This is a genomic window from Piscinibacter sp. PDB5-1 (assembly GCF_056676035.1).
In genome coordinates this window covers 901665-926132 of sequence record NZ_JBWVZL010000001.1, presented here as the reverse complement: position 1 = coordinate 926132, position 24468 = coordinate 901665, and the positions used below count along the sequence as shown (strand labels likewise).

Here is a 24468-nt window from a genome sequence, read left to right as displayed (position 1 = left end):
ATGAAGCTCGCCAACAAGATTGCCCTCGTCACCGGGGGCGCAGGTGGCATCGGCCGCACCACGGCACTTGCCTATGTGCGTGAAGGCGCGAAGGTCGCGGTGGTCGATCTGAACGCTGCGGCCGCCCAGGCGGTGGCCGACGAGATCAACGCGGCCGGTGGCGAAGCCATCGCGCTGGCGGTCGATGTGTCGCGCAGCGACCAGGTGCAGGCGATGGTCGAGAAGGTCGTCGCGCATTTCGGCCGCCTCGACATCGCCTTCAACAACGCCGGCATCGACATCGAACACCTGCCGCTGGCCAAGGCCACCGAAGAGATGTTCGACCAGCTCATGGCGGTCAACGTCAAGGGCGTGTGGCTGTGCATGAAGTTCGAGATCGAACAGATGCTCAAGCAGGGCGACGGCGGGGCCATCGTCAACACCGCGTCGATCGGCGGACTCATCGGTGCGCCGCGCCAGCCCATCTACGGGGCGACCAAGCACGCGGTGCTCGGGCTGACCAAGGCCGCTGGCGTCGAGTACGCGCGCAAGGGCATCCGCGTCAATGCGGTGTGCCCGGGAATCATCGACACCGAGATGACCGAACGCGCGATTGCCCGCGAGCCCAAGCGCGCGACCTACATCGACCAGGCCCACCCGATCGGACGGCTCGGCACTGCCGAAGACATCGCCCGCGCGGTGGTGTTCCTGAGTTCGGAAGACGCCGCCTTCATCGTCGGCCACCCGCTGGCGGTCGATGGCGGGTTCACGGCGCGCTGAGCGCCCGGTGCTGACGCGCTGATCGAGAGGCCGTGCCGGCGTGAGCCGTCACGGCCTCTTTGTCGTTCAGGCCCCGACCGCGCGGCCCAGCCACTCGTGCAGGGCGCGGCGCACGGCTTCGAAGCCGCCTGCGGTCGGCAGCCAATCGACGCGCTGTGCCGACGACATCGCGCCCAGGCCCATCGGCGCCGGGCGAATGGTCACGCTGCCGGCGGCGATCTCTTCGAACACCTTGCGCGCACGCGGCATGTGCCAGTGGTGCGTCACCAGCACGACCTGCGTGATGCCGTCCTGTTTCAGCAGGCCGAGGCTGCGCTGGGCGTTCTCGCGCGTGTCGCGCGAACGGTCTTCGACCCAGCGGATCGGCCGGCCGAACTCTTGCTGCGCGATGCGCGCGGCGATCGTGGCCTCGGCCAGCGCACCGGGCGTCTGCGCCCAGCCCACGCCGCCTGAATAGCCCACCGCCAAGCCGGTCTCTTTGGACAACCACAGCCCGTAGCGCAGCCGTTCGAGCGAGGCATCGGCCAAGTTGGCCACGCCGTACTCGGGCGCCAGCTGTTCGGCCCCGCCGCCCAGCACGAGGATGGCCACCGGCTGCTTGGCCTTCGCCGCCGCACGCAGCTCGGCGATGGCTTCGGCGTTCAGCGCCAACGGCGGCTTCAGCAGGTGCTTCATCAAGAACTCGCCCGTGCCTGCGCAGGCGCTCAGCCAGAGGCCGGTCACGCTCAGGACGATGACGAACCAGCCCAGGCCCCGTCGCGGCAGGATCAAACGCGCCCCCACCAGCACCAGCAGCAAGAAGGGCACGGGGGGCAACACGAGCGCCGTGAGGATCGGCTTCCATGACTCGATGCCCATCAGCGTGAGCAGGCTGTTCATTCGGTGTCCCTCCGTCCAGTGGGTGATCTTGTGGCGCGGGATTGTGCAGCAGGGCCCTCGAATGACCGCCCCTCGGAAACGCGAGGCGCGGCGCGGCAAAATGTCGCGCGGCTCACCGGCACCCTCGGCCGCTGGCCCCGCCCACCCCGCACGCCTCACCGGAGAACCGCATGGCCCCATCCCTTGACACCATCACGCTCGGCGGCGGCTGCTTCTGGTGCGTCGAGGCGGTCTACGAGCAGGTGCAAGGCGTCACCGCCGTCGAATCGGGCTACTGCAACGGCCACGTCGTGCAACCGAGCTACGAGCAGGTGTGCAGCGGCCAGACCGGCCACGCCGAGGTGGTGCGCGTGAGTTACGACCCGGCGCAGATCACGCTGCGCGAGGTGCTCGAAATCTTCTTCGTCGTGCACGACCCGACCACCCTCAACCGGCAGGGCAACGACGTGGGCACGCAATACCGCTCGGGCATCTACTTCGAGACGCCCGAGCAAGAGCGCACCGCCCGCGAGGTGATCGCCGAGATGGTCGCCAGCCGCACGTACCGCGACCCCATCGTCACCGAGGTCGTGGCGCTGGCGAACTACTCGCGCGCCGAGGACTACCACCAGCACTACTTCGCCCAGCACCCCGGCCAGGGCTATTGCGCCTTCGTTGTCGCGCCCAAGGTCGAGAAGTTCAAGAAGACCTTCGCCCGCCGCGTGCGGCCGCAGTGAGCACCTGACCCACCCGCCGAAGCTCTTGCGCCCCATGCACCTCTTGCGTCGCACCCCGCACCGCCGCTGGCTGATTGGCCTGGCGCTGGGGCTGCTCGTGCTGACGCAGTCGCTCGGCCTCGTGCACCGCACGCAGCACGGCGGCGCGTGGCTGCCGGCGATGCAGGTCGAGGTGGGTGATGCGCAGGGCGACAGCGGCGATTTCGGCCACAACGCCGGCAGCATCGACTGCCAACTGTTCGACCAGCTCTCGCATGCCGACCTCGCGGCGTGGCCGGTGCTGGCCGGGCCCCGCCTCGCGTCTGGTGCCCAAGCGCCGGCCTTGGCGCCGGCCGTGCCGCTGGCGACGCGCCTGTGGCGCGCCCAGGCGCGCGGCCCACCCCGGGCCTGATGTCCTGATGGCCTGCGGCGGTTCTCGCCGCGTCGAAGGCCGTTCCCTCTTTCATCGACGAACGCGGTGCGCGGATTGGCGCGTGGCCGTTCGTCCCCGCCTGCTCGTCACCGACCGCCCCGCATGGCCGGGTGGAGTCGGTGCTTTTGTGAGATGTCTGTCATGTTGTCTTTCGTCTTCGCCCGTTCGCTGCGGGCCCCTTTCTCTTTCCATGCCATCGCGCACGCTTGCGCGTTCGCGCTGGTGATTCCCGGCCTGGCCCACGCGCAGCCCACGCCCGCGACGCTGCCACCGGTGGTGGTGACCGGCAACCCGCTCGCCAGCAGCACGCCGGCGGCGCCGGTTTCGGTGCTGTCCGGCGATGAGCTCACGCGGCGCCGGGGTGCGTCGCTCGGCGACACGCTCAATGGCCTGCCCGGGGTGTCGGCCACCTACTTCGGGCCGAACGCCAGCCGGCCGGTCATCCGCGGGCTCGACGGTGATCGCGTGCGCGTGCTGGCCAACGGCGGCGCTTCGGTCGATGCGTCGAGCCTGAGCTTCGACCACGCCGTGCCCATCGACCCGCTGGTGATCGAACGCGTCGAGGTGCTGCGCGGCCCCGGCGCGCTGTTGTACGGTGGCAGCGCCGTCGGCGGTGTGGTCAACACGCTCGACAACCGCATCCCGCAAGAGCGCATCGAGGCCCCGACCGGCGCGGCCGAACTGCGCCTCGGCGGCGCGGCCCACGAGCGTGGTGCCTCGGCCTTGCTTGAAACGGGCAACGGCCAATTCGCCGTGCATGTGGACGTGTTCGGCCGCAAGACGCGCGACCTGCGGGTGCCCGAGCACGTGCCGCTCGAAGACGGCGTCGCGCTCGGCGCCACGCGCCGGGTGCGCAACTCGGCCAGCGAGGCGCAGGGCGGTGCGCTCGGTGGCGCGGTGTTCTTCGACCACGGCCATGCGGGCGTGGCGCTCGACACCTACGACAGCACCTACGGCATCGTCGCCGAGCCCGACGTGACGATCCGCATGAAGCGCGACCAATTGCGCGCGGCGGCCGAGGTCAAGCGGCTGGACGGCCCGCTGCGTGCCATCAAGCTGCACGTGAAGGGCAGCCGCTACGAGCATGCCGAAGTCGAGGGCGGCGGCGAGATCGGCACCACGTTCAAGAGCAAGGGCAGCGAGCTGCGTGTCGAAGCCGAACACGCGCCGGTGGGGGCGCTGCGTGGCGTGCTCGGCCTGCACGTCGAAGACACCGACTTCTCGGCGCTGGGCGAAGAAGCCTTCGTGCCCGACACGCGCACGAAGAAACACGCGCTCTTTGCGCTCGAAGAACTGCGCTGGTCCGGCGGCACGGCCAGCGCGGGCCTGCGGCTCGAACGCGCCGTGGTCGATTCGGCGGGTGATACCGACCCGACCGAACCGCAGTTCGGCGCGGCGATGCAACGGCGCTTCTCGCTGCGCAGCGCGTCGCTGTCGAACGTGAGTCCGCTCGCGCCGGGCTGGTCGCTCACCGGGGCGCTCAGCCTGACCGAGCGTGCGCCGACCTCGTTCGAGCTGTACGCCAACGGCGTGCACGCCGCCACCGGCGTCTACGAACGTGGCGACCCCACGCTCGGTGCCGAGCGCGGCCGCAACCTCGACCTCGCGCTGCAGTGGAAAGAGGGCGTCAACCACCTGCGCCTCGGGGCCTTCGCGGCACGCTTCTCGCGTTTCATTGCGCTTGAGGCCACGGGTGGGGATGAGATCGTCGACGGGGAAGCCGTGCCGCTCTATGCCTTTCGCGCGGTGCGTGCGCGCATGCACGGGCTCGAACTCGAAGGCCGCCAGCGCGTGGCCTCGGCACCGTGGGCCCTCGACCTGTCCGGCAAGCTGGACTGGGTGCGCGGCGTGAACGCGGACACCGGCGAAGCGTTGCCGCGGCTTGCACCGGTTCGCGTGACGCTGGGGCTGGACGCCTCGCAAGGCCCGTGGAGCGCCCGCCTCGAAGCCGACCACGCCGCCGCGCAGCGCCGCGTGCCATCGACCGACCGGGCCACCGGCCGCCACACGCTGTGGAACCTGTCGTTCTCGCGCCGCATCGAGTGGGCAGGCCCGCGCGGGCTGTGGTTCGTCAAGCTCAACAACCTGGGCGACGAGCTGGCCTACAGCGCGACCACCACGCAGAGCATCCGCGACCTGGTGCCGCTGCCGGGACGGTCCATCCAGACTGGCTTGCGCGTGGCGTTCTGAGGCTCGCTCAGGGCGCCAGTCGCTCGCGCACCCAGCGGCCGCCTTCGAGCCGGTAGCGAAGGCGGTCGTGCAGGCGTGACTTGCGGCCCTGCCAGAACTCCCACTGGTCGGGCTGCAGGCGAAAACCGCCCCAGTGCGGCGGCCGGGGCGGGTTGAGCGCGAAGCGCGCCGCCGCCTTGGCCGCGTTGCCCACCAGCACGGCGCGCGAACTGATGACCTGGCTTTGCGGCGAGGCCCAGGCGCCGAGGCGGCTGTCGAGCGGGCGCGACTGGAAGTACGCGTCCGACTCTTCATCGCTGGTGTGCTCGACCCGGCCTTCGATGCGCACGACGCGTTCGAGCTCGACCCAATGGAATTGCAAGGCAGCGAACGGATGCGCGGCGAGCTCGCGGCCCTTGCGGCTGTCGTAATTGCTGTACCAGACGATGCCGCGGGCGTCGAAGCCCTTGATGAGCACGACGCGGGTCGAAGGCCGCTGGTCGGGGCCGACCGTGGCCAGCGTCATGGCATTGGGCTCGGGCACTTGAGCGTCCAACGCCTGCCGAAACCACAGGCCGAATTGCTCCAGCGGGTCGTCGCGCGAGGCCGTTTCGTCGAGTTCGGCACGCTCGTAGCTCTTACGAAGATCGGCGATCGAGGTCATGCGAGGCAGTATAGGCAGCGTCGATGTTTGACGCGGTCGGTGGCCAGTGCACCGTCAGCGGGAAAGACCCCTAAGTGAAGGCCCCACTAGCTCGAAAAGCGCAAAGCGCCGATGCTTCGTGCAGGGATCGCGCATTGCCGCGACTGAATACAAACGAAAGCGAAAAAGGCAGTCAAGGGAGTCAAGCAGCATGAAGGCGCGGCCGGCAGTCATCGTGTTGGCGGCGGGGCAAGGTTCCCGTTTCCAGGGAGCGCAGCACAAGCTTGCGCAAAGCCTGGGCACGTCCAGCGTGCTGGGCACCACCCTGCGCCACGCGTTGGCCACACAACTCCAGGTGGTGGTCGTCACCACGGCCTTGCTGGCCGAAGTCGTTCGGGGCCAGGTCGCCTCGCGCGACATCGTCGTGCTGCCCACCGTGGCCGCCCCCGGTGACCCCACCGGCGCCGGTTGGGGCATGGGGCATTCGATTGCGGCCGGCGTGTCGGCGGTCTCGGGCGCCTCTGGCTGGCTGCTCTTGCCGGGTGACATGCCGATGGTGCGGCCCTCGACCCTGCTGGCCGTGGCCGACATGCTCGAACAGCATCCCGTCAGCTATGCCCAGTACAACGGTCGCCGCGGCCACCCCGTGGGCTTCGCGGCCGAGCTCTACTCTGAACTCGTCACCCTCACCGGAGACGAAGGCGCGCGCCGTCTGGTGGCGCGCTACCCATCGCAGGCCGTCGATGTCGACGACCCCGGCGTGCTGATGGACGTGGACACCGTGGCCGACCTCAGCCACGTGCGTGCGGTGCATGCCGCGTCTTTGTATGGCGGGGCGTCCCCCCCGTGAGCGTCCCGCCCGACTGAAGTTGGGCCTCGTCACAATTCGTTGCGCTTGCTTACAGGGTTTCCTCGGGTGGAGTCAAAAGACCGACTCGGGTGCAAGCCTAAAATCCGCGACGATTTTCACGAGGTTGGGACAAATGAGCCAAAAGAGCGATGAATCACAGGGTTTTGCCCTGTTGACGGTGTTTTCTATCGTCGGGTTGGTGGTCGCCGGGGCCGTTGGCTTCGGGTCGATGAAGCAGAGCGCTTCGTTCGGCCAGAGCAGCCTTGAGGTGCCTGCTGCTGCCGCTCAAGCCGATGCCCAATCACCGCGCATCTACTTCGGCGTCGCCGACGCTTCCTTGCCCGAAGACGCGAATGAACCGCTGACCCAAGTGGCTGATCTGGCCCGTGCCGACGCGCAGGTCCGCGTGCGCATCGTGCCGTTCCACGACGCCACCGGCGATGTGGCGGCGCACAGCGAATTGGCGAGCCGCCGCGCCTGGCGCGTGCGCCACGCACTCGAATCGAATGGCGTGCCGCCCCAGCAACTGGTCATCGTCGAACCCGTGGCGGTGGCCGCCTCGGCCGACCCGCGCGATGCACGTCGCGTCGAGATGCACGTTCGCTGAGCCCCGTTTGTTGCGCTTGGTCGCCGTGACCTGGCGACAGGCGTAGGACACGCCGCACACCACCGGTCGGCGCTCGCCGATACGTGTCCCCTGAGCGCGCTCCTATGGTCGGCCCACGCAGGCTGACCGAGCGCGCCCCATGAATCCCGAAGACCCTCCGCACGTCGTTGACGCGCCCGCCACGACGCCGCCCCGTCGCCGCCGCGCGCTGCGTGCCATGGGGCTTGCCGTGCTGGTGCTCGTGGCGGCCTGCGGTGTGTGTGAATGGCTGCGCTGGCCCTTTCTCGTGAGGCCGGTCGAGGGGCTGCTCAGCGACATGCTGCAGCGTCGGGTGCTCTTGCAAGACAGCGACCAGGCCCAGCAGGCTGGCGTGCGCTTTCTTGGTCGACTGCAGGTGTGGGTGCCGGCCTTGCAGATCGGCGCACCGGCCTGGAGCCAGCATCCCTACTTCTTGCGCGCCGAGCAGGCCGAGATGCGCCTGCGCTATGGCGACCTCTGGCAGGCCCGCCGGGGTGGCGCACTCGACATCGACCGCCTCGTGGCTTCGCGCGTGCGCGTGTTTGCCGAGCGCCGCGCCGATGGCCAAGCGTCGTGGATGTTCGGCGATGCGCGCCAGCCCAAGGACGACGACGCCCGCGACATGGGCATCCCGAACGTGCGCGAGTTGGCGATCAACGAAGGGGAGCTGAGTTACCAGGACGCCATCCTGAAAGCCGACCTGCGTGGGCGCGTGACGCTCAGCGAGGGGCAGAACGCCGCCGATGGGCGGCGTGGCCTGCGCGCCGTGGCCGAGGGCCGCTACGGGCCGGCCCAAATCAACGCGACGCTGAACGCGACCGGCGTGCAGCCCTTGCTCACCACCGGGGCCGACGCGCCACCCACGGGCATCGAACTGCAAGTGAAGGCCGGGCGCGCAGCGCTGAGCTTCAGCGGCACCGTGACCGACGTGCTGCACTTCCGCGACATGCGCGGCGAGGTGCGGGCCACCGGGCCATCGCTGGCGGCCGTGGGCGACCCGCTCGGCGTCACCTTGCCGACCACGTCGCGCTTTGAAATTCGGGGCCTCATCGACAAGCAAGACCGCGTCTGGCGCTTCGACACCGCCGACAGCCGCGTGGGCGACAGCCGCCTGAAGGCGGCGCTGACCTACGACACGCGCCCGGCGCGTGCGATGCTTTCGGGCCAGGTGAGCAGCCCGCGCTTTGTGCTGGCCGATCTGCTGCCCACCGTGGCCGGAGAGCCGGCGGCCGAGGTTGCCCGGCCCGTCACTGCCAAGGGCCAGGCCGTGCCGCGAGCGTCGCGTGTGATCCCTGACAAAGAGTTCGACCTGCCCTCGCTGCGCGCCATGAACGCGAAGGTGGCCTTCGACTTCGAACGGGCCGAACTTGGCAATGCGTTCGCCATGCCCTTGCAGCCGCTCAAGGCGCAACTGGTGCTCGACGAAGGGCGGCTGCGCATCCACGACATCGACGCGCGCACGGCCGACGGCCGCGTGGCCGGCGAGGTTTCTCTCGACGGCACCGGCGACGTGGCGCTGTACCGCGCTGACCTGCGCTGGTCGGGCGTGCGGCTCGAACGCTGGCTCAGGCAGACCCGTGGGGGCGACGCGCCGCCCTACATCAGTGGCCGCCTGGTCGGTCGGGCGCAGCTCAAGGGCCAGGGCCGTTCGACGGCGCAGATCCTCGCCAGCCTCGATGGCCAGGTGTTCACGGCGCTGCGCGGCGGTGCGGTGTCGCACCTCGTGCTCGAAGGCGCGGGGCTCGACCTCGCTCAAGCGCTGGGGGTGTTCATCAAGGGCGACGACGCGCTGCCTGTGCAGTGCGCCGTCGTCGACATGGTGGCCAAAGACGGCGTGCTCACCCCGCGTGCCGCCGTGGTGGACACGCGCGACTCCACCGTCTGGGTCGATGGGCAGCTCTCGCTCGTCAACGAGACGATGGACCTGCGCGCCATCGTCGCGCCCAAGGACTTCAGCCCGCTCGCGTTGCGCACGCCCTTGCGCGTGCGAGGCAGCTTCGGTGCGCCCGAGGTCTCGCTGCAGAAAGACAAGCTCGGCCGCAAGATCGCAGGCGCCGTGGTGCTGGCGCTGGTGAACCCGCTCGCGGCGATCATTCCGTTCATCGACCCTGGCGATCCGAACGCCGAAGACGATGCCGATGCTTGCCCGGCCTTGCTCGAACGCGCGCGCCGTGCGGCCGGCGTGAAGGGCTGAGCCCCCAGCGGACCAGCACCGCAGGATGGGCATCGTGCACTGCCGATAATCGACGGCACCTTCCACAGCCGCGTCAGGTCTCCTCATGAAGCAAGCCGTGCTGGACGTGACCCAGCGCATCCGCGAGCGCAGCGCCACGCTGCGGGCCGACTACCTGCGGCGCGTCGAGGCGGCCATTGCCCGGCCGCGAGGCTCCGACCGCATGGGCTGCGCCAACGTCGCGCATGCCGTGGCCGCGATGCCCGCGCAAGACAAGCTGCGCATCGTGGTCGAGCGCGCGCCGCACCTGGGCATCGTCACCGCCTACAACGACATGCTCTCGGCGCACCAGCCTTACGAGGGCTACCCGGCGCTGATCCGCGACGAGGCGCACAAGCTGGGCGCCACCGCGCAGGTGGCCGGCGGCGTGCCGGCCATGTGCGATGGCGTGACCCAGGGCTACCCGGGCATGGAACTCAGCCTCTTCTCGCGCGACACCATCGCGATGGGCACCGCCGTTGCGCTGACGCACGACGTGTTCGACGCGGCCCTGCTGCTCGGCGTGTGCGACAAGATCGTGCCCGGCCTCTTGATCGGCGCCTTGCACTTCGGCCACCTGCCGTGCGTGTTCGTGCCGGCGGGGCCGATGTCCACCGGCCTGTCGAACCACGACAAGGCCCAGGTGCGCGAGCAGTTCGCGCAAGGCCTGGTGGGCCGCGACACCTTGCTCGACGCCGAATCGAAGGCCTACCACGGCCCCGGCACCTGCACCTTCTACGGCACGGCCAACAGCAACCAGATGCTGCTCGAAGCCATGGGCCTGCACGTACCCGGCGCTGCCTTCGTGCACCCGCACGACGGGCTGCGCGAAGCGCTAACGCGCGAGGCCGTGGGCACGCTGCTCGGCATCGTCAAGGCCGCGCCGCGCTTCACGCCCATCGGCCGGCTGGTAGACGAACGCGTGATCGTGAACGCCATGGTCGCCCTGCTCGCCACCGGCGGATCGACCAACCACCTGATCCACTGGGTGGCGGTGGCGCGCGCGGCTGGCATCGTGATCGACTGGAGCGACTTCTCCGACCTGTCGGCCGTGGTGCCGCTGCTGGCCCGCGTGTACCCCAACGGCAGCGCCGACGTGAACGAGTTCCAGGCGGCGGGCGGGCCCGGCTTCGTGATCCGCGAGCTGATCGACGCGGGGCTGATGCACGCCGATGTCGCCACCGTCGCGCCCGGCGGCCTGCGGGCGTACACCACGCAGCCGAGCAGCGATGGCACCCGCCTCGCTTGGCATGCCTGGCCTGCGCACAGCATCGACCCCGGCATCGTGCGCACGGCGGCCGAGCCTTTCAGCGAGACCGGCGGGCTGAAGCTCCTGACCGGAAACCTCGGCCGCGCGGTCATCAAGGTCTCGGCCGTGCCTGCCGACCGCCACGTGATCGAAGCCCCGGCGCGCGTCTTCGAAACGCAAGAGGCCTTGCTGCGTGCCTTCCAGGCCGGCGAACTGGAGCGTGACTTCGTCGCCGTCGTGCGCTTTCAGGGGCCGCGCGCCAACGGCATGCCCGAGCTGCACAAGCTCACGCCACCGCTGGGCGTGCTGCAGGGCAAGGGCTACCGCGTCGCGCTGGTCACCGACGGCCGCATGAGCGGCGCCTCGGGCAAGGTGCCCGCGGCCATCCACGCGAGCCCCGAGGCGCTGGGCGGCGGGCCGCTGGCGCGCGTGCGCGATGGCGATGTGATCCGCCTCGACGCCGTCCACGGCGTGCTGCAAGCGCTGGTGCCCGACGACGAGTGGCAAGCGCGCGAGCCCGCCGCGCTGGGCGACGCGCAGCACGACGTCAACGCCCACGGCCTGGGCCGCGAACTCTTCGGGGGCATGCGCCGCAACGTGCGCAGCGCCGAAGAGGGCGCGGTGACCTGGCTCTGAATTCACTTTCACTGGACCCGCGCATGAGCGACGCCCTCGACCCCCTGCAACTCGCTGAACACGGCCCGGTGATCCCGGTGATCGTGATCGACCGCCTCGACGACGCCGTGCCGCTGGCGCAGGCGCTGGTCGCCGGCGGCGTGCGGGTGCTTGAAATCACGCTGCGCACGCCGGTGGCCTTGCAGTGCATGGAGGCCATCGCGCGCGCCGTGCCCGAGGCCATCGTCGGCGCCGGCACGGTGCGCAGCGTGGCCGATGCGCAGGCCGCGAAAGACGCCGGTTGCCAGTTCGCCGTGAGCCCGGGCTACCTCGCCGCCGTCGGCGTCGCGTGCCGGCAGATCGGCCTGCCGCTGCTGCCGGGCGTGGCGACCGGCAGCGAGGTGATGCAGGCGAATGCCGACGGCTACCGCTTTCTGAAGTTCTTTCCAGCGACAGCGGCGGGCGGCATTCCGATGCTGAAGGCGCTCGCGGGGCCGTTCGCCGACGTGATGTTCTGCCCGACCGGCGGCATCACGCCCGAGACCGCGCCGCACTTCCTGGCCCTGCCCAACGTGAAGGTCTGCGGTGGTTCGTGGCTGACGCCGGCCGACGCAGTGGCTGCACGCGATTGGCCTCGCATCACGGCCCTGGCGCGAGCTGCGGGGGCCTTGCGCGCGGGTTGAGCGCAGGCCGCCTCAGGGCTTGCGCTCGATCAGCTCGATCTTGTAGCCGTCGGGGTCGGTCACGAAGGCGATGACCGTCGAGCCGCCCTTCACCGGGCCCGCTTCGCGCGTGACCGCTCCGCCGTTGGCCTTGATCTTGTCGCACGCGGCATAGGCGTCGGGCACCTCGATGGCGATGTGGCCGTAGGCCGTGCCGAGCTCGTACTTCTCGACGCCGTAGTTGTAGGTCAGTTCGATCTCGGCGTGCTCGGGGTTGTTGCCGTAACCCACGAAGGCCAACGAATACTGCTGCTCGGGCCGGTCGGTGGTGCGCAGCAGGCGCATGCCCATCACCTGGGTGTAGAAGTCGATCGAGCGTTGCAGGTCGCCAACGCGCAGCATGGTGTGCAGGAGTCTCATTTCGGGGCCGGGGTGTCAAAGATGAAGCAGGTCGTGGACGCGTGAGCGTACAGCGTGCCGTCGGGACCCACGAGGCGGCCTTCGGCGGTGCCCATGCTGCGGCCCAGGTGAATGACGCGACCCTCGGCGCGCACCAGCGGCACCTTGTCGGTCAGGGCCTTCACGATGTTGATCTTCAGCTCGACCGTCGTGTAGGTCTTGCCCGCGGGCAGCGCCGCATGGATCGAGCAGGCCACGGCCGAGTCGAGCAGCGTGGCGAACCAGCCGCCGTGCACGGTGCCCAGCGGGTTGTAGTGCGTGAACCCCGGCCGCCCCTGGAACACCGCGTAGCGCGGTTCGATGTGCACCGGCAGGAAATCGAGCGTCTGCCCGATGGGTGGCATGGGCAGCTCGCCCGCAAACATGGCCTGGAAGATCTCGATGCCGCTCTTGCCCATCACCTGGTCGGGCCGGCTCACGCCGACGCTGCGGTGGCGGCCGCGCACGGCGGCTTCGTCGGCCTGCCAGCGGGCGAGGGTGTCTTGGGGCGTGGCGGGCGTGGGGTGGGGCAGGGTGCTCATGTCGGGCTCCGGACGTGCGGGTTGATGCTTGTGGGTACAACGATTGTAGGTACAATTGAATCATGGCAGCAAGCTCTCGCACCCGTTCGGCCGCCCCGGCGAACCCCACCGCGCCGCAGGGTTGCACCAACCTGCGCCTGCGCCAGCTCACGCGGCGGGTGAGCCGGCGCTACGACGCGCTGGTCGGCGAGGCGGGTCTCAAGACCACGCAGTACTCGCTGCTGTCGCACCTGGCGCTGCTGGGGCCCATACGCCCCTCGGACCTGGCCGCGCGCATGTCGCTCGAAGCGTCCACGCTCACGCGCAACCTGCAGCCGCTGATCGCCCATGGCTGGGCCGAGATGCAGCCCGGGGTCGATGGCCGCAGCCGCCTGGTTGTCGTCACCGACGCGGGCCGCGCCAAGCGCGCCGAAGGGCAGCGCGCGTGGAAGCAGGCGCAGCTGGCGCTCAACCGCCAGCTCGGCGACGCGCGCGTCGTGCGCCTGCATGCCTTGCTCGACGAATGCATGGCCTTGCTCGACGAGGGCGAGGCCGACGGCGCGTTGCCGGAGGTGAGCGATGAATGAGCCCCGTCAAACGCCGGCCCGCATGGCCGTGTGGCTGGTGTTGCTGGCGGCGGCCGGCACCTTCGCGCTCACGATGGGCGCGCGGCAGTCGATGGGCCTCTTTCTGGGCTCGCTCAACTCGCACACGGGCCTGGGCGTCGCGAGCGTGAGCCTCGCCTTCGCGTTCGGCCAGTTGTGGTGGGGCCTCACGCAGCCCTTCGCGGGCATGGTCGCCGACCGCGTCGGCGCCGGGCGCGTGCTGGTGGCCGGTGTGGTGCTGGTGGCGCTGGGCACCTTGCTCGTGCCCTATATGACGACGACCTGGGGCCTGGTGCTGGCCATCGGCGTGCTGGCCGCCGGTGGCGCCGGCATGGCCGGGCCGTCGGTGCTGATGGGTGCCACCGCGCGCCTGACGCCGCCCGAGCGGCGCGGCATGGCGACCGGCATCGTCAACGCCGGGGGGTCGTTCGGGCAGTTCGTGTTCGCGCCGCTGGCGCAGACCGTGACCCTCGCTGCCGGCTGGATCGCCGCGGTGCAAAGCCTCGCGCTGCTCACCCTGCTGGCTTTGCCGGCGGCGTGGGTCTTGCGCGGCAACGCCAAGGCCAGCCCCCAGACCCCGGCCGCAGCGGCAGGCCCGGCGGTGGCGGCCGAAACCACCCGGCAGGCGCTGGCCCGCGCGATGCGCCACCCGAGCTACCTCATGCTCGCGGCGGGCTTCTTCGTGTGCGGCTTCCACGTGGCCTTCATCGCCACGCACCTGCCCGGCGTCATCGCGTCGTGCCAGTTGCCGGCCGAGGTGGCGGGCTGGTCGCTCGGGGTGATCGGCCTCTTCAACATCCTCGGCAGCCTGGCGATGGGCTGGGCGGTGTCGTTCGATGGCGGGCGCTGGCGCATGAAGTCGCTGCTGTCGCTGGTGTATGCGACGCGCGCGCTGGCGGTGCTGGCCTTTCTGTTCGCGCCCAAGACCGAGGCGGTGGTGCTGACCTTCGCGGCGGTCATCGGCTTCACCTACCTTTCGACCGTGCCACCGACGGCCGGGCTGGTCGCCAAGTTCTTCGGCACCGCGCACCTGTCCACACTGTTCGGCCTGGTGATGGTGTCGCACCAGGTCGGCGGCTTTCTCGGTGCTTACCTGGGCGGCAAGGCCTTCGAGTGGACCGGCGGCTACGAATGGATGTGGTACGCCGACATCGTGCTCGCGGTGGGCGCGGCGCTGATCCACCTGCCGATCCGCGAGGCGCGTTCGCCGCGTGCCTTGCAGGCAGCCGGCTGAGCGCGGGGCCGCGCGGCCGCACCCCGCTTGTCGGGGTGCGCGTCGCCAGACCCCACCGCTACACTGCGGCCCTCTTTGACCGACCCCGGCCGCGCCGCATGCCCGCATGAACATCGAAGCGCTTCTGTCGCCCATTTCCGAGGCCGCGCCGAGCGGCGAAGACCTGTCGTTCTCGCACGAGTTCGACCAGATCGCCGAACTGCGGCGCGAAGACGACGCCACGCTCGACCAGGGCGAATGGGTCACGGCGCTCAAGACGGCCGACTGGCCCAGCGTCGAGTCGCGCTGCATCGAGCTGCTGAACACCCGCTCGAAAGACCTGCGCCTGGCGATGTGGCTGGCCGAGGCGGCTGCGCTGAACCGGGGTTATGTCGGCCTGCAAGAAGGCCTCGACCTGTGCGCCAAGCTCAGCGAACGCTTCTGGGACACGCTGCACCCGCAGGCCGACGACGGCGACATGGAGCAACGCATCGGCAACATCGGCTGGTTTCTCAACCGTGCGGTGACGCTGTCGGTGCTGGCCCCGGTCACCAAGGGCCGCGCGGGGGCGTATTCGCTGCGCCAGATGCAGGCCGCACGCGCCTTGCAGGTCACGCTCGACAAGTCGCCCGAGAAGGCTGCGCAGCTCGACGCCGACACGGTGACGATGGACAAGTTCAACCGCGCGCTGAAAGACACGCCGCGCCCGTTTCTGCTCGACACGCTGCAAGCCCTGCAGGCCTGCCAGGCCGCGCTGGCCGATTGGCAGTCGGTCATCGACGCCAAGCTCGGTGCCGATGGCCCGAGCTTCGTGCCCGCGCGCGAGGCGCTCGCCGCCGCGCTGCACGAAGCCCAACGCCTTGCCAAGGACATGGGCGCCGTGACGGCCGCGACCCCCGGCGCGGAAGGTGAATCCCCCGACGGCGAGCCCAGCGCCGACGCCGGTGACAACACCGGCCCGCGCATGGCCGGCGGCCCGCTGCGCACGCGGGCACAGGCGCTGGCGCAACTGCGCGAGGTGGCGACCTACTTCCGCAACACCGAGCCGCACAGCCCCGTGGCCTACCTCGCCGAGAAAGCCGTCAAGTGGGGCGACATGCCGCTGCACGTGTGGCTGCGCGCGGTGGTGAAAGACTCGAACGCGCTCGCGCAGCTCGAAGACCTGCTCGGTGCCGAGCCGCCCGAAGGCGCGCATTGATGGCCGCGGTCAGCGTTCGCCCGCTCGCGGCCGATGACCACGCCGCCTGGCTCGCGCTCGCGCAGGGCTACAAAGAGTTCTACCAGACCCCGCTGCCGCCCGAGGCCTACGACACCACCTGGCGGCGCATCGTCGCGCACGATGGCGTGTCGGCTCTGGGCGCCACGCTCGACGGGCGGCTCGTGGGCATCGCGCATTTCTTCTTTCACACCGCGATGTGGACTCCGCGCGTGTGCTACCTCGAAGACCTGTTCGTGGCGCCGGCCATGCGCGGCCGAGGTGTGGCTCGCGCGTTGATCGACGCCGTGGCCGAAGCGGCGCGCGAGGCGCAGGCCACGCGCTTCTATTGGTCCACCCACGAAAGCAATGCGACGGCCCGGGCCTTGTACGAACGCGTGGCGCAGCACCGGGGGTTCATCCGCTACGACCACCCGCTCGTCAAGACGAGCTGACGCGAAGCCGGTGCGGGCGCGCATGAAGTTCGCGGCGTTCTTTCGCAACCTCAACCTCGGGCGCCCGCCGGCACCGACGCGTGCCGCACTCGAATCGGCCTTCGTCGATGCAGGCGCGGCCTCGGCCGCTTCCTTCTTGACCAACGGCACCCTGGTGTTCGAGGCGGCGTCGGCGCGCCGAGCGGCAACGGTGCTGCGGCACGCCCGCGAGGCGCTGCGGCAGCAAAGCGGCTTCGACGAACCGGCTTTCCTGCGCTCGCTCGACGAGTTGGTGGACCTGGTCGCCACGCAGCCCTTCGCGGGGCTCGATCGCGCCAGCGTCTACGAATTCGGCGTCACCTTCCTGCCGGCCGACTGCGTGCCGCCGCCCGATGCCCCGCGAGCCAATGCGCGGGGCGACGTGCAGGTGCTCAGCTATGGCCAGGGGCTGATGCTCTCGGTGGTGCACAAGCTGGGCGCCAGCCCAGGCAGCCCGAACGCCTTTGCGGAACGCCAACTCGGCGTGCCGGCCACATCACGCGCCTGGAACACCGTCTGCCGCCTCGTGGCCAAGCACGGCTGAGTGGGGCGCAGTCAGCAGCGAATCACTCGCTGATGCGGAACTCGATGCGCCGGTTGCGCGCGCGACCCTCGGGCGTGTCGTTGGCGGCCACCGGGCGGTCGGGGCCAGCGCCCGAGGTGCTGATCATCGCGGCCGGCAAGCCCTTGCCGATGAAGTACGTCCGCACCGCGTCGGCCCGCGCCAGCGACAGCACGACGTTGGTGTCGCGTGCTCCTTGCGAGTCGGTGTGGCCGATGACCTCGACCTTCTTGCCGCTCATCTTCAGCAGCGCCACGGCCATCTCGTCGAGGATCTCTTTGCCGCGCGGCAGCAGCACGCTGCTGCTCGGCGCGAACTCGATGATGCGGTTGGCCAGGGTCGCGTCGAGCAGCGTCTGCTCTTGCGCGGCGACCCGCAGGCCGTTGCGGATGGCGTAAGTCGGATTCAGCGAGGTCGCCATCTCGGACGCGATCTGCTGCCGCTGCGACTCGTTGCCGACCTCGCCTTTCAGCTCGATGTTGTTGCCGCTGACGGCCAACTGCCCGCGCGACACCTGCTTGAGCTGCGGCGAGATGATCTTCTGCACGTAGCCGGCCCAGTTGGGCGGCGCGACCACGTTGCCCACGCCCAGTTGATCGACCACGCGGTCGAAGCCGTACACCTCGCGGGCCCGCGCGAGGATGGCGGCGCGCGTGGCCTCGTCGGGCACCGTGCCCGACACCACCACCTGGTTGGGTGCGGCAGCCGGGGCCGTTTGGGCCAGGGCAGCAGGCGCCAGCCCGGCCAGGCAGGCGGCGAGGGCGCTGGCGCCCGCGGCCGAAAAGGCAAAACGTCGAAAGCCCATCAGTCCCCCAGGAAGGTCTCGCGGAACATGTCCACCGCTGCCGCAAGCGACAGCGAGGGGTCTCGCAGGTAGTTGGAGAGCTTGCGCAATCCGTAGTCGGTGCCGATCCAGTCTTCGACCCAGGCCGCATCGGTGATCGCGACGTTTTCGGACCGGCTCGCGTCGGGGTCGAGCGCAGTGCGCAGCGTGGCCGGTGAGGCGCCGTGAAAGCCGATCAGCAGGACCGGTTGCTCGTTGTGCGTGGTGACGAAGAGCGCGAGCTCGGCACTGGTGCGCCGGAAGAACCGCGCGATCAGGTCGACCCACAGCGTCATCACGTGCGGCAGTTGCATCGCATCGCGCGGCAGCGGCAGCACGAGGCCCTTGCTCAGGTCGGCATGGCCTTGCGACATCACGGGCTGCAGCAGCATGCCCAGCGCCAGCATGGTCTGGCGGATCGACACCGGCGTGCCCGAGGGCGCGAGCGCTGCTTCGAGCCGGTCGATGGTGTTCATCTGCGCGAAGCTTTTGTACTGCTCGCGCAGGCCGTTGAAGCGCACCGACAGGTCGGGCGGCTGGCCGGCGAGCATGTCTTGCACCTGGGCGAAGTCTTCGGCCTTCAGCGCCTGGCGCACCACGCCTTCGAGCTTCTGCCACACGGGCGTCAACGCCTGCGGGCTGTACGGAATGAACACCGCCGGCTCGATCACTTCGAACGAGCACGCGGTGACGAAGGGGAAGCGGCGGCCCGAGGTGTCTTGGCTGGCCGCGAGGTGGCCCACCAGCCCCGCATGGCTCTGCGGCCCGAGGATGGCAAAGTGCACTGGCGCGGCGCCGTCGTAGACGATCTTCCAGCGCGTGTCCTGCGCCATCAGTGCCATGGTCTGCGACATCCACTGGTCAATGCTGTGGATGAGCGCCGACCCGGCGACGCTGCGCACGAAGTCGCCGCGCGAGGGCAGCTTGCCGAAGTAGAGCACCTGTCCGGCGGGGTGCGGCAATGTGCTCATGTGCCGCTTCCCGTGGGGGCCGATGCCGCGGCGGCCGGAGCAGCCACCGCACCGACCACCAGTGCCGGCAGCTGCGCGCCGCGCAGGCCACCCGAGGCGCTGGGGGTTTCGTTGCCGCCGCCCGAACTGCCGCCACCCGACGACGCGCCGGTGGTGGGGCTCGAAATCAATCGCAGCTGCATCACGACCGACATCGAGCCGCTGGTCCAGGTCAGCTCGAAGGCGCCGTTGTCGAGGCGACGCCGCTTGGCGGTGGTCAGCATCTTTTCGAGCCCGAAGCGGCCGGGCTCGTTCAGGAACTCGTAGGTCTTGCCATCGGTGCCGACACCGCTGATGCGAACGCCCGGCGTGCCGTTGCCCGGCCAGACGAAGTTCGTCCAGGCGGCCATGGCATTGCGGTAGCGCATCTGCTGGCCGTCGATCTCGATCGTGTACTCGGCCAGGCCCGCCGTCGGCGTGGGCAGCATCTGGAAGGCCGTCTGTTGGTCGGCGGCGGCGCTTCCTGCGCCACCGCCTCCTCCCCCGCCCCCACCGGCCGGTCCACCCCCGGGCAATGTCGCCACCCAGGCCGGGAAGCCGCTGGCGAATTCGCTGCGCAGGCGCAGGCCCAGGTCGGCCCAGGTGCGCGGCGTGAGCGTGTCGCCGCGCCGCACGACCAGCGCGCCGAGCGCCTGCTCGCTGAACTTGGCGACCGAGCCTTCGGGCCCGAAGGTCTTGGCGATCTCACCCGGCGTGGCCTCGATGCGCGAGCGCAGGTCGAACGGGTACTTGCCCGACAGCGACTTCTGGAAGGGTTCGTGCACTTGCGCGGCCCACACCCGGTTGATCTCGGCCTCGGCCGGCGTGACGATGACCGCGAACGACTGGATCAGCGGGCGCACCAGCAGCGGCCTCAGCGTGGCCTTGGCCGAATCGGTTTGCCCGACGAGCATTTGCTCGTCCACGAGCTTGAGGGTTTCAGACAGCTCCGAGGCGCCCTCGAGCGTTTGCTGCATCAGCTTGCGCGCGGCCGGTCCGGGGTCGCCCTCGTTCTTCATCGCGTTGAAACGCGTGCGGATCTTGCCCAGCGACTGGATGTAGGTGCGCACCAGCGGCGGGGTGCTGTCGCGCTCGACCATCAGGCGAGGCAGGCCCGAAAACTCTTTGCCGATCGGCCCCATGGGCACGGCGGCTTGGCCCGAGACCACGTCGATCTTGATCTCGGCCTTCGACGGCGCCATGCGCAGCACCGACTGCTTGAACCACGCCACGAAGCCTTGCTGGCCCTTGGCGAGGCGGTCGTTGAGCAGGCTGGGGTTGTCCCACGAGGTCTGGTCGTGCAGTGTGTTGATCAGCTTGCCGATCGGCGAGGTGCTCGGGTCGCCGAGGCGGTTCATGCGTGTGACCGCGTCGTCGAAGTTGGCGAATTCGCGCACGCTGATGCCTTGCATGAACTTCTGCCACTCGGTCACGTACTCGGTCTTGTACAGGTGCACCAGCGACTTGCGGATCTGTTCGGGGCTGCCTTCGAGGGTGAGGTCGTCTTCGAGCGCGGTCTTGAGCACCCAGTCGTCGGCCTTGCTGGCCTTGGTCGAGGCCTCTTTGAAGGCGTCATCGACGAACTCTTCCCAGGCCTGGCGCGTGAAGGTGCCCGATACCGCGTAGCTGCCGGCGATCACGTCCTTGTCGGCCTCGCCAACGATGTTGGCCACCGTCATGACCGGAAAGCGCGTGGCTGCGCGCGCCTTGATCTCGGCATACACCCGCTCGCGTGCCGGCATGCCCTTGACCACGCGGCGCAGGTTCTCGCGGGTGTTGTCGAGCAGGGCCAGGTTGGGCTGCACCTGCGGGAAGTCGGGCGCACGGACCTGCGTGAGCGCGAACGACAGGATGCGTTCGGCCGAGCGGATGAGTTGCTCGCGCGGCATCGAGCCGCGGTTCGCTTCGAGCCAGCCGCGCCAGAAGCGCGTGAGCTGGTCGCTCATGTGTGCGTTCTCGACCCGCGTGGGGTCGCCCAGCATGATGTAGGTCTTGAGTGCGTTGTAGGCGTCGGACACGTTCGTCACCGAGGCGGCCGAATACACGCCCGGCGCTTCAGCCGGTGCCGCGCTGCGGGCTGGCGTCGGGCTGCCATCGGGTCCGCGCGAAAGCGGTTGCAGCTGCGCCGCGTTGGCGTTCACTTCACCCAGGTAGGCGCCGATCGCCGCCGCGGTCGGCTTCAGCATCACCTCGTTGAGGCCGGCCATGTACTCGGCGCGCAGCTTCTCTTCGAGGGCCTGGCCTTGATAGAGACCGAGCGTCAGATTCCAGGGGCGTTCTTCGCGGTAGCGCTGCAGTTGCTCGACGCGGTCTTGCAGGGTCTCCATCGCTTCGAGCCGCGATTGCAGGTCGATGCGGTTCTCTTGCAGCTTGATGACCTTGTCGAGGTCCGCCTGCACGTTGGCCACCAACTGCCGGTTGCCGACGTACGACCACGTCCAGCCCGCGAGCGCAGCGCCCAGCAGCACCGCACCCCCGAAGAAGGCCGCGTAGCGCCAGCGCAGCTTGTTGCGGCTGGTGTACTGCTGCACCAAGCCTCGGTCGGCGAAGATGACCTTCGAGAACAGCTCACGCAGGAAGAAGCCGTTTTGCGAGACGACCGAGGCCGTGGGCACCGAGCCCATGCTGGGCGATAGGCCGAAGCGCTCGGCCACGCGCTGGCTGGCGCGGCCGGTCGATTGGCCTTCCTGCACAGCACTTGTGAAATAGAAGCCCCGGAAGATCGGGCGGAACTGGTACGGGTTGTCTTCGAACAGCGTCGTGAGGAAGGTGCGCAGCGGCGACTTCAGCGCGGCGAATTCGAGCGGGAAGGTCAGCACGCCCGGTGGCAGGCGCTCGCCGCGGTTCATCGACATGCGCACGAGCGAGGCTTCTTTCAACCCGTCGTTCAATTCGTCGAAGTGCTTCTCGAAGGCGGCGACCAGGTCGGTCTTGTGCGTGGTGTCGTAGGGCAGGGTGGCGCCCCACACATGCTCGCGCTCGTCGCGGTCGCGGTCTTCGAAGAACTCGGCAAAGCCCGAGATCAAGTCGGCCTTGGTGAAGACCACGTACACCGGCGCGAAGACTTCGAGCTTCTCGGTCAGCTCTTGCACGCGCTGGCGCAACTGCTTGGCGAGCGTGATGGCGAACTCGGGCCGGTTGTTGGCCAGCTCGGCCAAACTCGCCGCGATGATCACGCCGTTGAGCGGGGCTTTCGGGCGGTTGCGCTTCAAGAGCGACAGGAAGCCGAGCCACTCTTCGCGGTCTTCCTCGTGCACCGAGTAGCGGCCGGCGGTGTCGAGCAGGATGCCTTCGGTGGTGAAGAACCAGTCGCAGTTGCGCGTGCCGCCGATGCCGTGCAGCACGTTGCTGTTCTTGTCAGAGAACGGGAAGTTCAGGCCCGAGCGCACGATGGCCGAGCTCTTGCCCGCGGCGGGGTTGCCGATCACGGCGTACCAGGGCAGCTCGTACAGCGCGGCCGAGCCCGAGGTCATGCCGAGCTTCGAGGTCTTGATCGTCTTGATGGCCTCGTGCATGCGCTCGCGCACGGCGACCATCTCGGCACGGCCTTCTTTCGTCGGGGCGGCCTTGATGGCGCGTTCGGCTTCGGCGTCGATGGCGGCTTCAAGTTTCTCGCCGGCCTTCTTCGCGCGGTAGCGGCGCACCAGCCACACCAGTCCCCAGATCACCAGCAGGCCGATCAGCACGGCGGCGGCCCATTGCAGGCCGACCTTCATCGAGTCGGCTCCGACGAAGAGCAGGGCCGCCAGGGCCAGCAGGCCGATCACCGCGAGCACGCGGGGGTCGAGAAGGAACTGCCAGATTCGCTGCATGAAAAACGTCCGTGTTCAGAAGTTCAGGCGGTGGCCGCCGATTTGTCGTCGGCCTTGGCGGCCGGCTCGGGGGCAGCCATCGGCCGGGGCGGCGTCAGGACCAGGGCGACGCGCGCGAGAGGGTCGAAGGTACCGAGCACGAGGCCGGGCTTGTCGTCTTTGGCAACTTGGGTGGCGGCCAGTACGGCAGCGGCGACGAGGCGCACGATGCCCAGGTCGCCGCAGCCCGCGCCCAGGCGCAGCACGTGGTCGTTGGGCTCGATCTGCGGCAGCAGCTCTTGCAGGGTCTGGTAGACCTCGCCGGTGCGCGAGCCGCGGTGGTCGGCGTCGGTCGTGATGTGGGCAATGAGGCCGGCGTCCATGCAACTGGCCTTGAGCGTGTCGGCCACCGCCTGTTGCAGCGTTTGCGCGCTGATGCGGCCCGGCCCGTCGGCCGACTTGTCGCGTTGAAAGACACCAGCGCGGTGTAGCCAGGCCATCGGCGGCGCGGCATCGGTCGGGGCTGGCCACGAGGGCGATGCCAGCAGCAGGGCGGCGGCACCTTCACCGGGCACGCGGCCGTTCTGGTTCTGGCCCGAGAAGAGCTGGCCGCGATGCTGCCACTGGTCGATCTCGCGTGCGTCGAGGTGGCTGTCGGCCACGAGCGCGAGCATCAGCCCGGTGTCGCCATTGCGTTGCCATTGCACGCATTGCTGGTCGATCAAACGCCAGAAGGCTTCGGCACTATCAACCGGGTGCACGTGCACCTGCACGGCTGCGCGCGTGGTCTGTGCCATCGCACGCGTCTGGCCCGCGGCCTGCAGACCGGAGTCGATCAGCGGGTCGAGTTGCAACTGCAGCCACTGCGCGGCCAGCTGCCGCGCCTGCGGCGACCAGCGTTCGGGAAGGCCGATGCGGATCACTGCGCTCGGCAGCTTGAGTGCCGCAGGCTGGGCACTCGCGCGACCCGGCTCGGGCAGGCTGAGGCCGCCGAGCGCAGGCCATTGCATTTCGAGCGCTTCGCCCACGTCGGACAAACAATCGCCCGCCAGCACGAGGGCGCGGGCCATATCGGCCGGGCACTCGAAACTGTCCCAGGCCTCGGGCTCGCGGGTGGTGTTGTCGGCGACCAGCGATTCGAGCTGTTCAGTGAGAGGGGCCGTGTCGATGTCTTCCATCGGCGCGGTGAACACGGCCACGCCGTCGTCGTCTTTCAGCTCGGGGTCGAGTTCGGGTTTGCACTCGCCGGCGGCGATGGCCGTGTTGGCTGCCGCCCAGGCCCTGCCGGCCCGCACCTGCACGGCGCTGCGCAGCACCGTGACGTGGGTCGCGCGCTCGGCTTGTCCGCTGGCGGACGTCGAAGCGGGGCCCGCTGCGGCAGTTGGCTTCGACGACGCCACCGGCAAGATGGGCGCGACCGCGTAGCGCTTCATGCGCTTGACGCCCCAAAGAGCACCCACGAGCGCGGCGCTGAGCACCAGTGGCAGCACCAGCAGGTTGAGAGCCACGTCCGTGCCGCTCGGGTCCACGTGGTTGGATTGCCAGCGCCACATCGTGGTCAACCACACAAGCGTGGTGATGACCAGCGTCAGCGCCAGAATCTTCCAGACCTTTGCCATGAGCTGCCAACCGGGCGCGATGCCTGCGCCCGCGAAACGAAATCAACCGTGGATGAAAGAAGGGCGCCGCATCGGGGAAGGGCGCCCTTCGGAATGACGTGGACCGCTCAGCACTCGTCGCTGGTGACCGACTGAGAAGCAATCAATGTGGCACCGCAGGCCGTCTTGTCGCCGTGGCGTGCAGCGGGCTTGCCGTCGATGATCATCGTGGCGTCGCCCGAGGCGATGATGGTGGTGCCGCCGTGGCCCTTCTTCGGGCAGGTCACCTTGTCGCCCACGCGGGCAATGCGCTTGCCGTGGGTCTCGGTCACACCCGAGGCTTCGATCACCACCCCACCGTGGTCTGTCTGGTCACCGATCACGATGAAAGGACGTCCCATTCAACTTCTCCCTGCCCGCGGACGATGCGGTTTCACGAGCGGCCGAGTCTAACGGTTGGCCCCTTCGT

Annotated in this window: 23 protein-coding genes; 14 read left to right on the top strand and 9 right to left on the bottom strand. The window is 69.4% G+C overall.

What is annotated here, in order from left to right:
• Positions 1–759 (top strand): SDR family oxidoreductase, encoded by a 759-nt coding sequence (locus tag AC1KAT_RS04135; RefSeq protein ID WP_480323064.1) that lies wholly within the window; start codon positions 1–3, stop codon positions 757–759.
• A gap of 66 nt (positions 760–825) precedes the next feature.
• On the opposite strand, the gene AC1KAT_RS04130 is transcribed toward AC1KAT_RS04135, so the two are convergent.
• Positions 826–1638, bottom strand: a complete 813-nt coding sequence (locus AC1KAT_RS04130; protein ID WP_480323063.1) for a YdcF family protein — start codon at positions 1636–1638, stop codon at positions 826–828.
• 170 nt (positions 1639–1808) lie between these two features.
• Here AC1KAT_RS04130 and msrA point away from each other — a divergent pair, with 170 nt between their 5' ends.
• From msrA to AC1KAT_RS04115, 3 genes are all read left to right on the top strand, one after another.
• Positions 1809–2354 (top strand): peptide-methionine (S)-S-oxide reductase MsrA, encoded by a 546-nt coding sequence (gene msrA / locus AC1KAT_RS04125; protein WP_480323061.1) that lies wholly within the window; start codon positions 1809–1811, stop codon positions 2352–2354.
• Positions 2355–2388: 34 nt separating this feature from the next.
• Positions 2389–2745 (top strand): hypothetical protein, encoded by a 357-nt coding sequence (locus tag AC1KAT_RS04120; protein ID WP_480323059.1) that lies wholly within the window; start codon positions 2389–2391, stop codon positions 2743–2745.
• Between the two features lie 162 nt (positions 2746–2907).
• Positions 2908–4956 carry a TonB-dependent receptor gene (locus tag AC1KAT_RS04115; RefSeq protein ID WP_480323057.1) on the top strand — a complete coding sequence of 683 codons (2049 nt, stop codon included), beginning with the start codon at positions 2908–2910 and terminating at the stop codon, positions 4954–4956.
• A 7-nt stretch (positions 4957–4963) separates the two neighbouring features.
• Here AC1KAT_RS04115 and pdxH read toward each other — a convergent pair whose 3' ends face one another.
• Positions 4964–5599 carry a pyridoxamine 5'-phosphate oxidase gene (gene pdxH / locus AC1KAT_RS04110; protein ID WP_480323055.1) on the bottom strand — a complete coding sequence of 212 codons (636 nt, stop codon included), beginning with the start codon at positions 5597–5599 and terminating at the stop codon, positions 4964–4966.
• Positions 5600–5789: 190 nt separating this feature from the next.
• On the opposite strand from pdxH, the gene AC1KAT_RS04105 reads away from it, so the two are divergent.
• The 5 genes from AC1KAT_RS04105 (at position 5790) to eda (ending at position 11812) form a co-directional block, all read left to right on the top strand.
• Positions 5790–6428 carry a nucleotidyltransferase family protein gene (locus tag AC1KAT_RS04105; RefSeq protein WP_480323053.1) on the top strand — a complete coding sequence of 213 codons (639 nt, stop codon included), beginning with the start codon at positions 5790–5792 and terminating at the stop codon, positions 6426–6428.
• Between the two features lie 19 nt (positions 6429–6447).
• The gene (locus tag AC1KAT_RS04100) at positions 6448–7035 is read left to right on the top strand and encodes an OmpA family protein (protein ID WP_480323051.1); all 588 of its coding nucleotides are present in this window, start codon (positions 6448–6450) and stop codon (positions 7033–7035) included.
• Positions 7036–7174: 139 nt separating this feature from the next.
• A complete protein-coding gene (locus tag AC1KAT_RS04095; protein WP_480323049.1) occupies positions 7175–9247 on the top strand; it encodes an AsmA family protein in 2073 nt (690 codons plus the stop codon).
• An 85-nt stretch (positions 9248–9332) separates the two neighbouring features.
• Positions 9333–11150, top strand: coding sequence for a phosphogluconate dehydratase (gene edd / locus AC1KAT_RS04090; protein ID WP_480323047.1), 1818 nt, complete (start codon positions 9333–9335; stop codon positions 11148–11150).
• 23 nt (positions 11151–11173) lie between these two features.
• A complete protein-coding gene (gene eda / locus AC1KAT_RS04085; protein WP_480323045.1) occupies positions 11174–11812 on the top strand; it encodes a bifunctional 4-hydroxy-2-oxoglutarate aldolase/2-dehydro-3-deoxy-phosphogluconate aldolase in 639 nt (212 codons plus the stop codon).
• Positions 11813–11824: 12 nt separating this feature from the next.
• On the opposite strand, the gene gloA is transcribed toward eda, so the two are convergent.
• A complete protein-coding gene (gene gloA, locus AC1KAT_RS04080; protein ID WP_480323043.1) occupies positions 11825–12211 on the bottom strand; it encodes a lactoylglutathione lyase in 387 nt (128 codons plus the stop codon).
• Entirely contained in the window at positions 12208–12771 is a 564-nt protein-coding gene (locus AC1KAT_RS04075) for a PaaI family thioesterase (protein WP_480323041.1), read from the bottom strand. Before AC1KAT_RS04075 ends, gloA begins: the two co-directional genes overlap by 4 nt.
• A 62-nt stretch (positions 12772–12833) precedes the next feature.
• On the opposite strand from AC1KAT_RS04075, the gene AC1KAT_RS04070 reads away from it, so the two are divergent.
• From AC1KAT_RS04070 to AC1KAT_RS04050, 5 genes are all read left to right on the top strand, one after another.
• Positions 12834–13337, top strand: coding sequence for a MarR family winged helix-turn-helix transcriptional regulator (locus AC1KAT_RS04070; protein ID WP_480323039.1), 504 nt, complete (start codon positions 12834–12836; stop codon positions 13335–13337).
• Positions 13330–14589 (top strand): MFS transporter, encoded by a 1260-nt coding sequence (locus tag AC1KAT_RS04065; protein WP_480323037.1) that lies wholly within the window; start codon positions 13330–13332, stop codon positions 14587–14589. The genes AC1KAT_RS04070 and AC1KAT_RS04065 overlap by 8 nt, the downstream gene beginning before the upstream one ends.
• Positions 14590–14695: 106 nt before the next feature.
• Positions 14696–15766, top strand: a complete 1071-nt coding sequence (gene tssA / locus AC1KAT_RS04060; RefSeq protein ID WP_480323035.1) for a type VI secretion system protein TssA — start codon at positions 14696–14698, stop codon at positions 15764–15766.
• Positions 15766–16218 (top strand): N-acetyltransferase family protein, encoded by a 453-nt coding sequence (locus AC1KAT_RS04055; RefSeq protein ID WP_480323033.1) that lies wholly within the window; start codon positions 15766–15768, stop codon positions 16216–16218. The genes tssA and AC1KAT_RS04055 overlap by 1 nt, the downstream gene beginning before the upstream one ends.
• A 22-nt stretch (positions 16219–16240) precedes the next feature.
• Positions 16241–16780, top strand: a complete 540-nt coding sequence (locus tag AC1KAT_RS04050) for a DUF1697 domain-containing protein (RefSeq protein ID WP_480323031.1) — start codon at positions 16241–16243, stop codon at positions 16778–16780.
• A gap of 22 nt (positions 16781–16802) precedes the next feature.
• On the opposite strand, the gene AC1KAT_RS04045 is transcribed toward AC1KAT_RS04050, so the two are convergent.
• From AC1KAT_RS04045 to AC1KAT_RS04025, 5 genes are all read right to left on the bottom strand, one after another.
• Positions 16803–17714: an OmpA family protein gene (locus AC1KAT_RS04045; RefSeq protein WP_480324299.1), complete on the bottom strand. Its 912-nt coding sequence runs from the start codon at positions 17712–17714 to the stop codon at positions 16803–16805.
• Positions 17603–18592 (bottom strand): type VI secretion system-associated protein TagF, encoded by a 990-nt coding sequence (gene tagF, locus AC1KAT_RS04040; protein WP_480323029.1) that lies wholly within the window; start codon positions 18590–18592, stop codon positions 17603–17605. The genes AC1KAT_RS04045 and tagF overlap by 112 nt, the downstream gene beginning before the upstream one ends.
• Positions 18589–22422: a type VI secretion system membrane subunit TssM gene (gene tssM / locus AC1KAT_RS04035; RefSeq protein WP_480323027.1), complete on the bottom strand. Its 3834-nt coding sequence runs from the start codon at positions 22420–22422 to the stop codon at positions 18589–18591. Before tssM ends, tagF begins: the two co-directional genes overlap by 4 nt.
• Positions 22423–22445: 23 nt before the next feature.
• The gene (locus AC1KAT_RS04030) at positions 22446–24020 is read right to left on the bottom strand and encodes a hypothetical protein (RefSeq protein WP_480323025.1); all 1575 of its coding nucleotides are present in this window, start codon (positions 24018–24020) and stop codon (positions 22446–22448) included.
• 107 nt (positions 24021–24127) lie between these two features.
• Positions 24128–24400 (bottom strand): PAAR domain-containing protein, encoded by a 273-nt coding sequence (locus AC1KAT_RS04025; RefSeq protein WP_480323023.1) that lies wholly within the window; start codon positions 24398–24400, stop codon positions 24128–24130.
• Between the last annotated feature and the right edge of the window lie 68 nt (positions 24401–24468).

Bases quoted from the DNA above. Each gene is read 5' to 3' on its own strand.
- AC1KAT_RS04135 (WP_480323064.1), top strand. From the start codon at position 1: ATGAAGCTCGCCAACAAGATTGCCCTCGTCACCGGGGGCGCAGGTGGC.
- AC1KAT_RS04130 (WP_480323063.1), bottom strand. From the start codon at position 1,638: ATGAACAGCCTGCTCACGCTGATGGGCATCGAGTCATGGAAGCCGATC.
- msrA (WP_480323061.1), top strand. From the start codon at position 1,809: ATGGCCCCATCCCTTGACACCATCACGCTCGGCGGCGGCTGCTTCTGG.
- AC1KAT_RS04120 (WP_480323059.1), top strand. From the start codon at position 2,389: ATGCACCTCTTGCGTCGCACCCCGCACCGCCGCTGGCTGATTGGCCTG.
- AC1KAT_RS04115 (WP_480323057.1), top strand. From the start codon at position 2,908: ATGTTGTCTTTCGTCTTCGCCCGTTCGCTGCGGGCCCCTTTCTCTTTC.
- pdxH (WP_480323055.1), bottom strand. From the start codon at position 5,599: ATGACCTCGATCGCCGATCTTCGTAAGAGCTACGAGCGTGCCGAACTC.
- AC1KAT_RS04105 (WP_480323053.1), top strand. From the start codon at position 5,790: ATGAAGGCGCGGCCGGCAGTCATCGTGTTGGCGGCGGGGCAAGGTTCC.
- AC1KAT_RS04095 (WP_480323049.1), top strand. From the start codon at position 7,175: ATGAATCCCGAAGACCCTCCGCACGTCGTTGACGCGCCCGCCACGACG.
- edd (WP_480323047.1), top strand. From the start codon at position 9,333: ATGAAGCAAGCCGTGCTGGACGTGACCCAGCGCATCCGCGAGCGCAGC.
- eda (WP_480323045.1), top strand. From the start codon at position 11,174: ATGAGCGACGCCCTCGACCCCCTGCAACTCGCTGAACACGGCCCGGTG.
- gloA (WP_480323043.1), bottom strand. From the start codon at position 12,211: ATGAGACTCCTGCACACCATGCTGCGCGTTGGCGACCTGCAACGCTCG.
- AC1KAT_RS04075 (WP_480323041.1), bottom strand. From the start codon at position 12,771: ATGAGCACCCTGCCCCACCCCACGCCCGCCACGCCCCAAGACACCCTC.
- AC1KAT_RS04070 (WP_480323039.1), top strand. From the start codon at position 12,834: ATGGCAGCAAGCTCTCGCACCCGTTCGGCCGCCCCGGCGAACCCCACC.
- AC1KAT_RS04065 (WP_480323037.1), top strand. From the start codon at position 13,330: ATGAATGAGCCCCGTCAAACGCCGGCCCGCATGGCCGTGTGGCTGGTG.
- tssA (WP_480323035.1), top strand. From the start codon at position 14,696: ATGAACATCGAAGCGCTTCTGTCGCCCATTTCCGAGGCCGCGCCGAGC.
- AC1KAT_RS04055 (WP_480323033.1), top strand. From the start codon at position 15,766: ATGGCCGCGGTCAGCGTTCGCCCGCTCGCGGCCGATGACCACGCCGCC.
- AC1KAT_RS04050 (WP_480323031.1), top strand. From the start codon at position 16,241: ATGAAGTTCGCGGCGTTCTTTCGCAACCTCAACCTCGGGCGCCCGCCG.
- tagF (WP_480323029.1), bottom strand. From the start codon at position 18,592: ATGAGCACATTGCCGCACCCCGCCGGACAGGTGCTCTACTTCGGCAAG.
- tssM (WP_480323027.1), bottom strand. From the start codon at position 22,422: ATGCAGCGAATCTGGCAGTTCCTTCTCGACCCCCGCGTGCTCGCGGTG.
- AC1KAT_RS04030 (WP_480323025.1), bottom strand. From the start codon at position 24,020: ATGGCAAAGGTCTGGAAGATTCTGGCGCTGACGCTGGTCATCACCACG.
- AC1KAT_RS04025 (WP_480323023.1), bottom strand. From the start codon at position 24,400: ATGGGACGTCCTTTCATCGTGATCGGTGACCAGACAGACCACGGTGGG.